Raw genomic sequence first — 13,565 nt, forward strand, 5'->3', positions numbered from 1 at the left:
GTCCACGACCCGCCATCACCGCATCCTACAATTAGATAGCGGACTTCAGGCGCAGGACACTAGACCGGGGCGTGCAGGGCGAGTTCGAACGGGGTGAAGCCGCGGCCGCGGTAGAAGCGGATGGCGGAGTCGTTGGTTGCATAGGCCGTGACGCTGACCTGGTTCGCGCCGAATTCTCTGGCCCACGCGAAGAATTCGTCTGCCAAGGCCGTTCCGACGCCGGTTCCGCGGTGTGCGGGGTCGACGCGCATGCTCTCCAGCGCTCCGACCACCGCCCCGGGCCGGAGTGGGTCGGCGCGGCGGGTTCGGCCGATCAGGTGGCCGATCGCTGAGCCTGCGGCGGAGAGCGCCAGCAGGCACAGGGAATCGCTCCGGTGCGCTAGATCCGCATAGTAGGCGGGGCCTTCGCGGTGTGGCCAGGTGAGGTCCATCCATGGATCGCGCAGCGCGCCGTCCTCGGCGAACAAGGACGTGGCCGAGGCGACGAGTCGCGGAACGGATTCAGGCGTGGCACGGACGACGACAGCGTTCATTCCGAGAACGGTAGCCGTCGCGATTTATCTTGAAAATATCGAATTCTCCGCGATAAATCGGCCCGCTGGCGGAGGAGGTCGCGTGCCGTGAGGGCCTCCTTGAGGGAATCAGATTCCCTCAAGGAGGCCCTCACAGTCGACAATCCCGCTCCTGCCGCCCGCGCCGCGACTCCATCGACTTGGGCAGACGCAGCTCAATCGTGCCGAGAGCGCCGCCTTAAGTCTCTGGCATTGGACGCAGAATCCGTGAAGGTTCCCCTCACGGCACGCCCGCCACGCAGCCGCTAGGCCGACCAGACCCGCTGCCCGCCGACCCAAGTCTCTCGCACCTGCACCCGGTCCAATGTCTCCGCATCCGCCTCGAACGGGTCCTCCACCAGCACCGCGAAATCGGCCAGGAAACCCGGCGCGAGTTGGCCCTTCGTCGTCTCCTCGCCGGAAGCGTAAGCCGACCCCGTCGTATACACGCCGAGCGCGTCCTCGACGCTGATCCGCTGCGAAGGCCCGAACAACTCCCCGTCCGGAGCGCGGCGCGTCACGCAGCTGCGCAGCGCGTACAGCGGCGGGAACGGCCCGCACGGATGGTCCGACGAGCCCGCCACGGCGACCCCGGCGTCGAGCATCGAGCGGTGGGCGAACATCCGCTCGACGCGTTCCGCCCCGTAGTACTGGGTCAGCTTGTCTCCGTGCGCGGCGGCGTAGTTCGCGAACGGCACTGCGACCATGCCGTGGTCGCGCATGCGCTTCAGGATCTCGTCGTCGATGATGGAACAGTGTTCGATCCGGTGCCGCGGGTCCTGCCGAGGGTTGGCGGCTTGAGCCTGGTCGACGGCGTCCAGCACGCGGCGGATCGCGCGGTCGCCGTTGGCGTGCACGCAGACTCGCCATCCGGCGTCGTGCACGTGCCGCACGGTGGCGGCCAGTTGAGCTGCGGACACGCGCTCCAGGCCGTAGCTGTCGGTGCCTTCGATGGGCTGTTCGACCAGGCAGGTTCCGCCGTTGACGGCACCGTCGGCGAAGGTCTTGACGCCGCCTAGGCGCAGCCGGGTTTCCGGAGCCACCGGCGACTCGGGGAGAGCGCGGAAGTAGTCGAAATGGTCGTAGGCGGCCAGGGCGTTCACCCGCAGCGTGAGCTGGTTCTGGTCGGCCAGGTGGCGGAGCGTCTGCCATTCGGTGCGGCCGACCAGTGCGTCGCCGACGGAGGTGATGCCCGCGGCGTGCAGGTCGGCGGCGTGCCGGGTGAAGGCGGCGGCCAGCACCTCGGTGGGCGGGTCTCGCACGATGGTCGGGCGCGGGGTGAAGGCGGGGAAGGCCAGGTCGTAGAGGGCTTGGTCGTGCACGACGCCGTCGAGACGGCCGGCGGCGTCGCGGCCGAGGTGGCCGCCGGGCGGGGGTTCGCTGGCGTCGGTCAGGCCGGACAGGGCGAGGCCGGGGGAGTTGAGGACGCCGGCGTGCAGCGTCACGTGCACGACCAGCACGGGGTGGTCCGGGCAGGCCTCGTCCAGTTCGGTGCGGGTGAGTTCGCGGCCGCCGTTGCTGCGGAACGAGTCGTAGCCGCAGCCGATGACCCATTCGCCCGGCGGCGTCGCGGCGGCCCGCTCGCGCAGGGCTGCGGTGAGGTCGGCGGTCGAGCGGATCCGCGACGGCGACAGGTCGACCTGCAGGGTCTGCGCGGCGACGACGGTCGGGTGCTGGTGGGCGTCGTTGAACCCGGGGATGACGGTGGCGTCGCCGAAATCGTGCACCTGCGCCGCGGGGAACTCGCCGCGCAGGTCGGCGACGGTGCCGTGCGCGACGACCCATTCGCCGCGCATTGCGAAGGCCGGAGACTCGGAGCCGGCCATGGTCACGATGCGCCGGGCAGTGACGATCTGCACGGATTCCGGTGCGGACACGAGGGTTCCCTCCAGGTTCGACGCAGGCTGACCGCGCGGCGCTGTGTCCACAAAGGACGGTGTGGCCACGGTGCCGCGCTGCCGATTCTAGGGGCGGTCCGGGTGCGGGCGCATCGTCGAAGCGGGTTGCGGCAATCGGGTGATCTCGGTCCCACCCCGGTGCGCCGCGGAATGAGAAGCGGCCGCGCGGCGGTGTATACGCTGGAAGCACAGGGCACCCGGCCCGGCTCCCGCGGCGGCAGGAGGCTCGCATGTCCGGCACCGGTTCGGCGCGGGCCGAGCTCACCGCCGCGGCGCAGCCGTGGGAGGTCCAGGTCGGCCGCGACCTCGCCGACCGGCTCGACACCAAACCGCCTTCCCGCTGGTCCCGGCCGGGCGCGGCGGCCGAGGACCTCGCGGACCTGGTCGGCCCGGGCGAGGTGGTGCTGGCCCCGTCGGCGACCCGGCCGTCGGGCGACGGCGTCGTGTGGACGCCGGAGCAGGCGCTGGGCGCGGGCGCGCGCGGGGTGGCGCTGTGGGTCGACGACCTGCCGTACCCGCGCATCGTCGGCGCGATCCCGTATCCGGAGCTGATCGCGGTCGAGCACGCGATGGCGGGCAAGCACGCCTGCCTGGTGCTAACCGGCGTCCGGACGACACTGGTTTTCCGCTACCGCTCGTGGGCGTGGCCCGCGGTGGCGGACCTCTTGACGCACGTGCGGTCGCGCGCGCATCGGCCCGGTTCGGCGGAACCGGCACACGCGGGGCCGCCTTCTCTCGGCTGGGACCGGCTTCCGGCGTCGCCGTTGGTGGCGCTCGGGCATACCCGGCATACGCGCTATCTCGGCGCGGAACCGGAACTGCCGCGGCGCTGGCTGTGGCAGCAATCCCGGCCCGCGGCGTTCGTCGTGCTGACGCGGCAGGAGCTGGTGGTTGTGCGGCATGTGCTGGGGCGGCGGCCGTTGGCGCATGGGGTGCAGTTGCTGGCGGTGGCGCGGGATCGGATCGCTGGGCTTGCCGGGCGGGGTGATGGGTTGCGTGTCGTGACGTCGGTGGGCGGGTTCGGGGTGGACCTCGGGGTGGAGCTGGCGGGGGAGGCGCGGTTGCGGTTCGGGTCGATGCTGCGTGCGGATGGGCGGCGGCGGGTGGTGCGGAGGGCGTCGAAGGCTGCGCCGCAAGCCTGATGCGCAGAGCTGTCTTCACTTCGTGTGTTGACGCGGCCGTTGGCGCATGGGGTGCAGTTGCTGGCGGTGGCGCGGGATCGGGTCGCTGGGCTTGCCGGGCGGGGTGATGGGTTGCGTGTCGTGACGTCGGCGGGCGGGTTCGAGGTGGACCTCGGCGTGGAGCTGGCGGGGGAGGCGCGGTTGCGGTTCGGGTCGATGCTGCGTGCGGACGGGCGGCGGCGGGTGGTGCGGAGGGCGTGGAAGGCTGCGCCGCAGGCCTGATCCCCAGGGCCGTCTTCACTGCGTTGAAGCCGGAAGCGCCGGTGGATTTCTTCCCGCGCAACGGACTTTTCCCAGCCCCAGCGTCAGATCGGTGATTCTTCAACCCTGCCTGCCCGTCAGCGCGTGGAAAACTACCGTCCACTCCGGACTCTTCCCTTCCACCTGCGGCCGGACGAGGATCGGGCTGTCCGGCTGGGCCGAACGGCGCACACTTGTCCTTGACATATTGATGGGTCTTCATCACGATGAAGACGTGACCACAACGCTGATTCCCGGCAAGCTCACCGCCCTCGGCGGGATGATCCCGATCGACGGTCGGGTCAGCTGGGTGCCTTCGACGGCGGAGGGCTGGCAGCCGTCGAATTGCTATCTGCTCACCGAGCCGTCCGGTGCGCTGCTGGTCGACTCGGGGCTGGCCATTCACCGCGAAGCGGTGCTCGACGGGCTGCGCGCCTCGCTCGGCGGGCTCGAAGAACTCGCGGTTTTCTTCACTCGCGGCGAGATGGACTGTGTGTCCAATCTGGAGCCGATTTCCCGCGAATTCGACATTACCGCGCTCTTCACCGGCGGCGTCGTGAATCCCTTCGACGCTTTCGACGACGTCCACCGGATGCGTTACCAAGGCCGGCGTCAGCAGATCGACACCCGCAGCGAGGGCGGGGATTCGATGCCCCGTGCGCCGCGGCTCGAGGTCGGCGCAGGCGGGCGGGCGCTGGAGATCGAGTCCCCGTTGTTGCGGCTTCTTCCGACGTTTTGGGGCTGGGACGCGGAAACCGGTGCGATATTCACCTCCGACGTGTTCACGCACGGGATCGTCAGCGACCCGGCGGCGTCGCGGGTGATCGATCCGTCCACTGAGGACTCGACCACTGTGGACGATGTCGTCGGTCATCTCGTGGCGAAGTACGAATGGCTGCGCAAGGCGACCACCAACCGGCTCTGCGAGTGGCTGGAGGACCGGTTTTCCACGCTGCAGCCGGAAATCATCGCGCCCGCGCGGGGTTGTGTGCTGCGCGGCCGTCCGGTCGTCGAACGCCATCTGCAGTTGATGCTCCAGGCTTTGAGGACGGTGGGCGCGTGAACAAGCCAGCAAGCAAGATCGAAGATCTCGACCTGGACGCGATGGCGCACGAGCTGAGCAGCGACCTGCCGCGGCTCGTCGCGGACGGGGTCACCTGGATCGGGGCCTGTCTTCCGTTCGAAGTGGACGGACGGCTCATCCACGGGCACAACTCGGCGTATCTGGTGCAGGGCGCCGAAGGCTCGGTCCTGGTCGACACCGGGGCCCCGTCGAGCTGGTGGGCGATCGAGGAGGTGGTCGAGCGGGTGCTCGGCGGCCGCGATCTCACCTATCTGTTCGTGACGCATCCGGAACTGCCGCACACCGGCAATCTGCCGCGATTCGTCGAGAAATACCCGGATATTCAGGTGATCGGCGACGTCCGCGATTACCACCTCTTCTATCCCGAGGTCGTGCCGAACCTGCGCGCCACCCGGCCCGGCGACCGGTTCGATCTCGGCGGCGGGCACGAATTCCTGGTGGTGGAAGCCATGATCCGCGACCTGCCGAACACGCAGTGGGGCTACGCGCCGCGCGCGAAAAGCCTCTTCACCGCGGACGGATTCTGCTACATGCACCGGCCGGAGCTCGACGACGAGGACCCGGCGCACCTTCCGGGCGAATGCGGGCTCACGACCGGCGAACTGCGCCAGCCGATCGCTGTGGAGAACGCCGCGTTCTTCACCGGCAGCGCACTGTATTTCTCCCGTTTCGTCGACGACGCCGACGAACGGTACGCGGGGGTCGCCGACCTCGCCCGGGAACTGGGCGCGGAACTGGTGTGCCCCACGCACGGCAACGTCATCACCGACCTGCTCGACGTGCTGCCGATCGTCCGCGCCGGGCACAAACAGGCCTACCGCGCCTGAAAACGCCTCGCGCGAATGCCGTGAGGGGAACCTTCACGGACTCTGATTCCCTCAGGGTTCCCTTCACGGACCCGCTCACCTCTCACCCCTGATCGCGCTCGTCAGCAAGGAGCGAACAATGAGGCCTGTGCACGGTGCGGCCGCGGGAGCGGTCCTGCTCCTGGCCGCCGGGATCACCGCCTGCGGCGGCGGCCCCCAGCAAGCGAGCAGCAGCCGCCACGTCGTGATGGCAGTCCAGAGCCTGCCCGACACGCTGACTATCGCCCCGTGGGGCGGGGCGGCGTCGCAGCTCGTCCTTTCCGGGCTGGGTTCCCAGCTCGCGACCTACCAGCAGGGCGACACCGCGAACGGCTGCGGTTCCACGCCCAACGGCGTCACCGGGCTGATCGCCGATTCGATCGAGGTGAACCCGGCACATACGGCGATCACGGTGAAACTGCGCTCGCTCAAGAGCCAGACCGGCAACACGCTGTCCGCGGACGACGTGAAATGGTCGTTCGAGACCTACGGGTTCAAAGCGCAGCCGGTGTTGAAGAAGACCTTCGAGATCGCCGGATACGACACGTCGAACCTGGTGTCCGTGGTCGATCCGCACACCGTTTCGCTGAACGTAAAAAAGTGGAATTCCTACACCGAGGAAATGCTGCAGAACCCGCTGGCGTATGTGTACGACAGTACCGAGGCGAAGAAACACACGACCGGCGCGGACCCGATCGGGCACGACTGGCTGGCCAAGAACATCGCCGACTACAGCGGATGGAAGCTCGACTCCTTCACTCCCGGACAGGCGCTCAGTGTGTCCACAGTGGCCGGTTACGGCGGGCAGAAACCGGGCATCGACTCGCTTTCCGTGCAGGCGGTCCCGACCGACGCGACCCGGAGTCAGATCGTCACGTCCGGTCAGGCGCAGGTCGCCAGCGGCTTCCAGTACGACCAGTACAAGGCGCTGTCCGCGAAGCCGAACGTCAAGGTGCACGACTGTCCTGGGCTCAACATGGACAACCTGATGCTGTCGGCCCAGAAACCGCCGCTCAACGACGTGCGGGTGCGGCAGGCGATTTCGATGGCGATCGACCGTCAGCAAATCGTCACCGGCGCCTATTTCGGTTACGCGAAACCCGCGAAATCGTCGTTCAACGCCACTTTCAATCTCGGCGCGTTCGGCGACGCCTACAGCTTCGACGCGGCCAAAGCGAAAGCCATGCTGGCGGAAGCGGGCTACCCCAACGGGTTCGACCTGACGCTGACCTACAGCCCGACCCGCCCGGGTCCGGTTTCGCAGCGCACCGCGGTGCTCGTGCAGTCGATGCTGAAGAACGTCGGCATCAACGTCACGCTGCGGCCGATGGCCAGCCCGACCGACTTCTCCACCGCCGTCCTCGGCGGCACCTACCAGGCCGTCCTGTACGGCGAACCGGTCGTCATCGCCGATCCGGCATACCTGGCCTGGATCAAATTCTCCAACTCTCCCAACAACACCACCGGGTTCTCCGACCCGAATTACGACAGCCTGCGGCAGCAGCTGGCCGGGACTCCGGTCGACCAGAGCGCCAAGCGCACCGACCTGCTCAAGCAGCTGGCGCGGATCGGCGACACCCAGACGCCGGTGATCGAGCTGGTCGAAACGCCCAACCTGGTCGTCACGGCAGGCGGCGAGAAGACCGCGGCCCCGCTGCCGAACGGGCCGATCCGCTGGTCCGGCATCGCGGGTTGACGACTTCCCGCGCCCGGCTCCGGGCGACTGCCGGAGCCGGGCGCGGGCCACGAAATACAAGGGGACTGAGCACATGATCGAAATCTGCGGCAAACAAGTCCGCGACACCCTGGAAGAACTGCTCGACCCGGCCGTGAACGCGCTGCTCGTGATCGACATGCAGCAGGGCGCGGTCGCGAAGGGCGGCACCATCGGCGAAGACCACGACCTGTCCATGATGAGCGGCGTTTCCGGCCGCTGCGGCCAGGCGATCGCGGCGGCCCGCGAGAACGGCGTCCCGGTTTTCCATGTCCGCGTGGAAAACCTGCCGGACGCGCACAGTTCGCCGCCGGCCTGGCTGCGGTCGCTGTACACGATCGCCAACGGACGCTCGGTGGACCTGGGAAGGCTCAGCCTGGCGGGCGACCCGGCGACGGACTTCTGTGCCGATTGCCGGCCGGAGCCGGGCGAATCCGTCGTCACCAAACGGCGGCCGAGCGCGTTCATCAGCACCGAACTCGAATTGCTGTTGCGCAGCCAGGGAATCGAATCGGTAGCTGTGATCGGGATTTCGACTGGCGGCTGCGTCGAAGCGACACTGCGGGACGCGACGCACCACGACTTCTACGCCGTGCTCGTCGAGGATTGCGTTGGCGCGTATGACACCGAGGTGCACAACGCGGCGATGACCGTGATGCGGGCCCGGCACGACACTTGCACGCTCGAAGAAGCGATCGCCGCGTGGAAGTCGGGCGCGCGCCGCCGGGTGGCGTCGTGAGCGAGCGCGATCTGATCGGCTACGGCGAGCACCCGCCGGCGGTGCCGTGGCCGGGCGGCGCGAAGGTCGCCGTCTCGGTGGTGCTGAACTACGAGGAAGGCGCGGAAAGCTCCATCGCGCACGGCGACGAGGCCGACGAGGACATTTCCGTCTTCGGCGGCTGGAGCAGCCCGCCCGAGCGGCGCAGCATGATGAAGGAATCGTTCTTCGAATACGGCAGCCGTGCCGGTGTGTGGCGGTTGCTCGGCATTCTGCGCGAATTCGAAGTGCCGTCCACGGTTTTCGCCTGCGGCATGGCGCTGGAACGCAATCCGCAGGTCGCCGAGGCGCTGATCCGCGAAGGACACGAGGTCGCCTGCCACGGTTACCGCTGGCAGGGCACGGTCGGGATGCCCGAGGAGGACGAGCGCGAGGAGATCCGCCGCGCCCGCGAGTCGGTCGAGAAGACCACGGGCGTCCGTCCGGTCGGGTTCTACCTGCGCGACGGCATCACGGAAAAGACGCGGGAAATCCTCGTAGAAGAAGGCTTCCGTTACGATTCGAATGCCTATTGCGACGACCTGCCCTACTTCGTGCCAGCGGGCGAGTCGGAACACCTGATCGTTCCTTATGCGGGCGACACGAACGACGCGCGCTTCTGGGGTCCCGGCAGCCTCGGCACGGCGGACGACTTCGTCGCAGTGCTCTCCGACAGTCTCGATATGCTGCTGCACGAGGGAAACACGGTGCCGAAGCTGATGTCGGTCGGCCTGCACTGCCGGATCGGCGGACGGCCGGGTGTCGCGATCGCGCTGCGGCGGTTCCTGCAGTACGCGCTCGCGCAAGAGGGCGTCTGGTTCGCCACCCGCGCGGACATCGCGCAGTGGTGGATCGACCACGCGCCGCGGGGTGCCCGGTGACGCTCGACCTCAGCCGCCTGGTGCACAGCGTCGCGCAGCAGGGGTTCACCGAACTCGACAAGACCGGGCTGCGCGGCCAGCGCGACGAGGGTCTCGTCTGCCCGCTGATCAACCCGCAGCTGAGCGGGTCGGACGACCTCAACGTGAGCTGGGGCCGGATCCGGCCCGGTCAGCACCACCTGCGCCACCACCATCCGGACGCCTCGGAGTTCTACGTCGTGGTCGGCGGCGAACCGCTGATCCACCTCGGCGACCAGAACTTCCGCGCCCGGCCCGGCGACGCCGTCTACATCCCGAAGTCCGTGGTCCACGGCCTCACCAACGACACCGACCAGGACGTCGACCTGGTGGTCGGCATGAGCGTCGCGGAGAACTGGACTTTCATCCCCGACGAGTAGGAAGCGATCCCCATGGGAGCCAAACCCACCTATCTGCTGCACGACGGCGAACTCGTGCCCTACGCCGACGCCCAGCTCCACGTGCTTTCGACCTCGACCAAGTACGGCGTCGGCGTCTTCGAGGGCTTCCGCGCATATTTCGACGACGAGGCCGGCGAGCTGTACGCGTTCCGGGTGGCCGACCACATGCGGCGCCTGGTCGCGTCGATGCGGGTCGTCGGCATCGACGGGCCAGCGGACGTCGACCAGCTCGAGGAGCAGCTGCTCGGCCTGATCCGGGCGAACGACCTGCACGAGGACCTGCACATGCGGGCGCAGGTGTTCGTGGATTCGCCGGACGGCAAACCGGACGACACCGGACCCGCGACGGTCTTCATGGCCGCGATCCCGATGGGCCGGTACTTCGACCGGCCCGGGCTGAACGTCCAGATTTCCAGCTGGGCGAGGATTTCCGACCGGTCGATGCCGCCGCGGGTCAAGTCGATCGCGAACTACCAGAACGGCCGCCTCGCGCTGCTTGAGGCGCGCCGCAACGGATACGACGCCGCGCTTCTGCCCACTGTGGACGGTCACGTGTCGGAAGGCGCGGGCTACAACGTCTTCATGGTGCGCGACGGCAAGCTGTGCACGCCGCCGGTCACCGAGAGCATCCTCGAAGGCATCACGCGGGATTCGGTGCTGCAGCTGGCGCGGACCGAGCTCGGCATCGACGTGACCGAGCGGCCGATCGACCGCACCGAGCTGTACTCCGCCGAGGAAGTGTTCGTCTGCGGCAGCGCGGCCGAGGTCAGCCCGGTCAGCTCGGTCGACCGGATCCCGGTCGCCGACGGCGAACCCGGCGAGCTGACCCGGCAGCTGCAGGACCTCTACCGGCGCGCGGTGCGCAACCGCGTCGCCGCCGACCGCGGCTGGGCGCAGCCGGTGTACGCGCCCGCCGCGGTGGCCAGGTGACCCGACGGGTCGGTGTCCTGACGGCGGAGCCGGACCGCCTGCTGATCAGCCAGATCGCGCAGGCGGGGCTCGGCTTCGTCGTCCTCGACGCCGAACAGACCACGCTTTCGGCCGACCGGTGCGCGGACGTCGTGCTGGCGCTGGCGGGCAGCGGCGTCGACGTCTCGGTGCGGGTGCCGGATCTGTCGCCGCAGACGCTGGTCACATACGCCAACACCGGGGTGACGGAGCTGCTGCTGCCGCAGGTGCGGACGCTCGCGGAGATCGAAGCCGCTCATCGGGCGACGCGCTTTCCGCCGGCGGGAACTCGATCGCGGCAGGTTTCGCGGGCCAGCCGGTACGGCACGGATTTCAGCGGTGCGCCGAGGATTGCGGTACTGGTGGAGACCGCCGACGCTGTTGAGCAGGCGGCTTCCTTCGCCAAATCCGGGCTGGTCGACTCTGCGTGGTTCGGGCCGACCGACCTGGCGGACGACGTGCGGATCAACCGGCCGGGGTCGGCATCCGAGGTGGCTGAGCTGATCGATCAGGCGCTCGGGGTGTTCCGCGAGCACGGGGTGCCGGTCGGGCTGCCCGCGGCGGACGCGGCCGGGGTTGCCGCGGCGTTCGCGCGCGGTGCGGATGCCTGCTCGGTGTACTGGGAGAAGTGCCTGCTCAGCGTGCTGGGCGGGCTGGCGGCGGAGGCCGACCGATGACGATGGTGGTCAGCACGGAGCGCGTCGAGCAGGAGTTCGGCGCGGACACCCCGCCGCGGTGCGAGGTGCCGGAGCACGAACGGTTCGTCCTGGGCACCCGCAGCCTCCACACCGGCGGCGGCTTCGACCGGTCGCGCGATTACACCGACCTGTCGATTCCGCTGACCGGCCCCGTCCGGTTGTCGGGAGTCCGCGCGGGCGACCGGATCCGCGTCGACCTCCACGGCATCGACATCGCCGAGCGAGGTGCGCTGGTGACTTTGCCGGGACGCGGCGCGGTCCCGGGCTTGGGCACCTCCGGACATTCGGTGCCGATCAAGGACGGCTATGTCGAGTTCGGCGACGGCGTGCGGATCCCGGTGCACCCGATGGTCGGCAAGATCGGCGTCGGCGTTCCCGGCGAGGCACCCGGCAGCAGCACCGTCGGCGTCCACGGCGGCAACCTCGACTGCAAGGAACTCACCGCGGGTGCGTCGATCTTCCTGACCGCGCAAACCGACGGCGCCGCGCTGTACGCGGGCGATCTGCACGCCTGCCAGGGCGACGGCGAATCGTCGCTGACCGGCGTCGAAGTCGAAGGCGCCGTCACGCTGTCCTGGCACCGCGCGGCACCGACCGGCTCCGATCGTCCGCTGGTGCTCAGCGCGGACGGCAGGCTGCTGACCATCGGCGACGGCGACACGTTGGCCGAGGCTGTCCAGGCGGCGCTCGACGACCTGCTCGCCTTGACCGCCGACGCGTTCGGCTGGACCCGGGAGCGCGCGGCGATGTTCCTGAGCATCGCCGCGGACGTCGGGATCTGCCAGCTCGTCAACGCCCGGCTGTCGGCCAAAGCGGCGGTGGACGTCGCGCATTTCGCAGGCACGCCGCACGCGTCCTGGCTGACGCGTGCCCAACCGTAGCGGAGGAAACCATGCTCGATCTCATCGTGCGCAACGGCACCGTGGTGACCCCGGCCGGGGTCGAACACGTCGACATCGCGGTGGCTGACGGAATCATCGTCGGGCTTTTCCAGTCCGGGCACGGCGAACCGCCCGAGGCCGCCCGGACCGTCGACGCCGCCGGGCTGCTCGTCGTCCCCGGCGGCATCGACCCGCACGTGCACACCAACTCCGTGCTGCCGACCGCCGCCGAATCCGGCATCAAATGCTTCGGCCCGGACCGCGTCAGCGAGGGCGCGGTGCACGGCGGCACCACCACGCTCATCGACTTCGCGCACTGGAAGCCGGGGGAGGAGCTGTGGCAGTCGTTCGAGCGCAAGGGCAAGGAATGGTCCGGCAGCTCGTACACCGACTACGCGCTGCACGGCACCTTCGCGCAGCCGGAGATCCCGTTCGAGGTCCTCGACCAGGTGCCCGAGGTGGTCGCGGCCGGGCACGGCAGTTTCAAGGTCTGGATGACGAACACGACGCCGACGCGCCCGAAGCAGAAGACCGACGTCGGGCACATCTGGGCGTTGATGGAGAAGACCGCCGAGGCCGGCGCGATGCTGTGCGTGCACGGCGAGGACGACGACATCGTCATGTACGCGTACAAGCGGCTGCAGCGCGAGCAGAAGACCGCGGTGCCGTACATGCCGGACGCGCACAACGCGTTGTCCGAGCAGCTTTCGTTCCAGCGGGTCATCACGCTCGCTCGGCATGTCGGTGCGCCGATCTATCTGATGCACGTCAGCGCGGCTGAAGGCATCGAGGCGATCCGCGAGGCGCGCGGGCGGGAACAGCCGGTGTACGGCGAAGTCTTGCCGCACTACGCGTACTACACCGCGGAGGACTACAAACGCGAGAACGGCGTCATCTACCACACCTATCCGTCGCTGAAGTCCGCCGCGGACCGGGACGCGATGTGGCACTCGCTGGTCGCGGGCACGCTCAGCACGCTGGCGACCGACGGCGTGTGCACCGATCTCGACGTGAAGACGCGCGGGCAGACGATCCTCGACGCCACCGGCGGGCACGCCGGCGTGGAGGTCCGGATGGCGGTCGCGTACACCGAAGCCGTGGTGCGGCGCGGACTTCCGCTGAACCGGTTCGTGGACTTCACGTCGGCCAACGCGGCGAAGATCATGGGCCTCTACCCGCACAAGGGCGCGATCGCGGTCGGCAGCGACGCGGATTTCGCGCTGATGGAAACGGGTCTGGAGTGGAAGATCACCGCGGCTGACCTGCACGAGGCGGACTACACGCCGTGGGACGGCTACGAGGCGGCGGCCCGCAACCGGCTGACCGTCCTGCGGGGGCAGATCCTGGTCGAGAACGGCGCGCTGCGCTCCCCATCCCCGGGCGGACGGCTGCTGAAGCAGTCGCTGTCCTCGGACGTGGCGAGCCGTCCGGCCTGCTGACCCTGCCCTGGAGAAAGGCGCGGCCCGGT

At 69.0% G+C, this 13,565-nt stretch carries 14 protein-coding genes; 12 read left to right on the forward strand and 2 right to left on the reverse strand.

Annotated features, from left to right (window positions below; translation table 11 throughout):
• Positions 1-59 precede the first annotated feature (59 nt).
• Together ABD156_RS14880 and ABD156_RS14885 are read right to left on the reverse strand one after the other, a co-directional pair.
• Positions 60-533 carry a GNAT family N-acetyltransferase gene (locus tag ABD156_RS14880; protein ID WP_344272467.1) on the reverse strand — a complete coding sequence of 158 codons (474 nt, stop codon included), beginning with the start codon at positions 531-533 and terminating at the stop codon, positions 60-62.
• A 284-nt stretch (positions 534-817) separates the two neighbouring features.
• On the reverse strand, positions 818-2,428 hold the full coding sequence (locus ABD156_RS14885) for an amidohydrolase (protein WP_344272470.1): 1,611 nt from the start codon (positions 2,426-2,428) through the stop codon (positions 818-820).
• Positions 2,429-2,679: 251 nt separating this feature from the next.
• On the opposite strand from ABD156_RS14885, the gene ABD156_RS14890 reads away from it, so the two are divergent.
• The 12 genes from ABD156_RS14890 (at position 2,680) to ABD156_RS14945 (ending at position 13,536) form a co-directional block, all read left to right on the forward strand.
• Positions 2,680-3,591, forward strand: coding sequence for a hypothetical protein (locus ABD156_RS14890; RefSeq protein WP_344272473.1), 912 nt, complete (start codon positions 2,680-2,682; stop codon positions 3,589-3,591).
• 27 nt (positions 3,592-3,618) lie between these two features.
• Complete coding sequence (locus tag ABD156_RS14895; RefSeq protein ID WP_344272476.1) at positions 3,619-3,852, forward strand: hypothetical protein; 234 nt, start codon at positions 3,619-3,621, stop codon at positions 3,850-3,852.
• Positions 3,853-4,105: 253 nt separating this feature from the next.
• On the forward strand, positions 4,106-4,933 hold the full coding sequence (locus ABD156_RS14900) for a hypothetical protein (RefSeq protein WP_344272479.1): 828 nt from the start codon (positions 4,106-4,108) through the stop codon (positions 4,931-4,933).
• Positions 4,930-5,781: an MBL fold metallo-hydrolase gene (locus ABD156_RS14905; protein WP_344272482.1), complete on the forward strand. Its 852-nt coding sequence runs from the start codon at positions 4,930-4,932 to the stop codon at positions 5,779-5,781. The genes ABD156_RS14900 and ABD156_RS14905 overlap by 4 nt, the downstream gene beginning before the upstream one ends.
• Before the next feature lie 118 nt (positions 5,782-5,899).
• A complete protein-coding gene (locus tag ABD156_RS14910; RefSeq protein WP_344272484.1) occupies positions 5,900-7,495 on the forward strand; it encodes an ABC transporter substrate-binding protein in 1,596 nt (531 codons plus the stop codon).
• A 73-nt stretch (positions 7,496-7,568) separates the two neighbouring features.
• Positions 7,569-8,252, forward strand: a complete 684-nt coding sequence (locus tag ABD156_RS14915) for a cysteine hydrolase family protein (protein ID WP_344272487.1) — start codon at positions 7,569-7,571, stop codon at positions 8,250-8,252.
• Positions 8,249-9,151: a polysaccharide deacetylase family protein gene (locus tag ABD156_RS14920; protein WP_344272490.1), complete on the forward strand. Its 903-nt coding sequence runs from the start codon at positions 8,249-8,251 to the stop codon at positions 9,149-9,151. The genes ABD156_RS14915 and ABD156_RS14920 overlap by 4 nt, the downstream gene beginning before the upstream one ends.
• Positions 9,148-9,549, forward strand: a complete 402-nt coding sequence (locus tag ABD156_RS14925) for a cupin domain-containing protein (protein ID WP_344272493.1) — start codon at positions 9,148-9,150, stop codon at positions 9,547-9,549. The genes ABD156_RS14920 and ABD156_RS14925 overlap by 4 nt, the downstream gene beginning before the upstream one ends.
• Positions 9,550-9,561: 12 nt before the next feature.
• Positions 9,562-10,500 carry a branched-chain amino acid transaminase gene (locus tag ABD156_RS14930; protein ID WP_344272496.1) on the forward strand — a complete coding sequence of 313 codons (939 nt, stop codon included), beginning with the start codon at positions 9,562-9,564 and terminating at the stop codon, positions 10,498-10,500.
• Complete coding sequence (locus tag ABD156_RS14935) at positions 10,497-11,195, forward strand: aldolase/citrate lyase family protein (protein WP_344272498.1); 699 nt, start codon at positions 10,497-10,499, stop codon at positions 11,193-11,195. The genes ABD156_RS14930 and ABD156_RS14935 overlap by 4 nt, the downstream gene beginning before the upstream one ends.
• Complete coding sequence (locus tag ABD156_RS14940; RefSeq protein WP_344272501.1) at positions 11,192-12,097, forward strand: acetamidase/formamidase family protein; 906 nt, start codon at positions 11,192-11,194, stop codon at positions 12,095-12,097. The genes ABD156_RS14935 and ABD156_RS14940 overlap by 4 nt, the downstream gene beginning before the upstream one ends.
• Positions 12,098-12,108: 11 nt before the next feature.
• On the forward strand, positions 12,109-13,536 hold the full coding sequence (locus ABD156_RS14945; protein WP_344272504.1) for a dihydroorotase: 1,428 nt from the start codon (positions 12,109-12,111) through the stop codon (positions 13,534-13,536).
• Positions 13,537-13,565: the final 29 nt, after the last annotated feature.

The sequence above is a fragment of the Amycolatopsis albidoflavus genome, assembly GCF_039525725.1.
In the GTDB taxonomy this organism is placed as follows: Bacteria; Actinomycetota; Actinomycetes; order Mycobacteriales; family Pseudonocardiaceae; genus Amycolatopsis; species Amycolatopsis albidoflava.

Bases quoted from the DNA above. Each gene is read 5' to 3' on its own strand.
- ABD156_RS14880 (WP_344272467.1), bottom strand. From the start codon at position 533: ATGAACGCTGTCGTCGTCCGTGCCACGCCTGAATCCGTTCCGCGACTC.
- ABD156_RS14890 (WP_344272473.1), top strand. From the start codon at position 2,680: ATGTCCGGCACCGGTTCGGCGCGGGCCGAGCTCACCGCCGCGGCGCAG.
- ABD156_RS14910 (WP_344272484.1), top strand. From the start codon at position 5,900: ATGAGGCCTGTGCACGGTGCGGCCGCGGGAGCGGTCCTGCTCCTGGCC.
- ABD156_RS14915 (WP_344272487.1), top strand. From the start codon at position 7,569: ATGATCGAAATCTGCGGCAAACAAGTCCGCGACACCCTGGAAGAACTG.
- ABD156_RS14930 (WP_344272496.1), top strand. From the start codon at position 9,562: ATGGGAGCCAAACCCACCTATCTGCTGCACGACGGCGAACTCGTGCCC.
- ABD156_RS14940 (WP_344272501.1), top strand. From the start codon at position 11,192: ATGACGATGGTGGTCAGCACGGAGCGCGTCGAGCAGGAGTTCGGCGCG.
- ABD156_RS14945 (WP_344272504.1), top strand. From the start codon at position 12,109: ATGCTCGATCTCATCGTGCGCAACGGCACCGTGGTGACCCCGGCCGGG.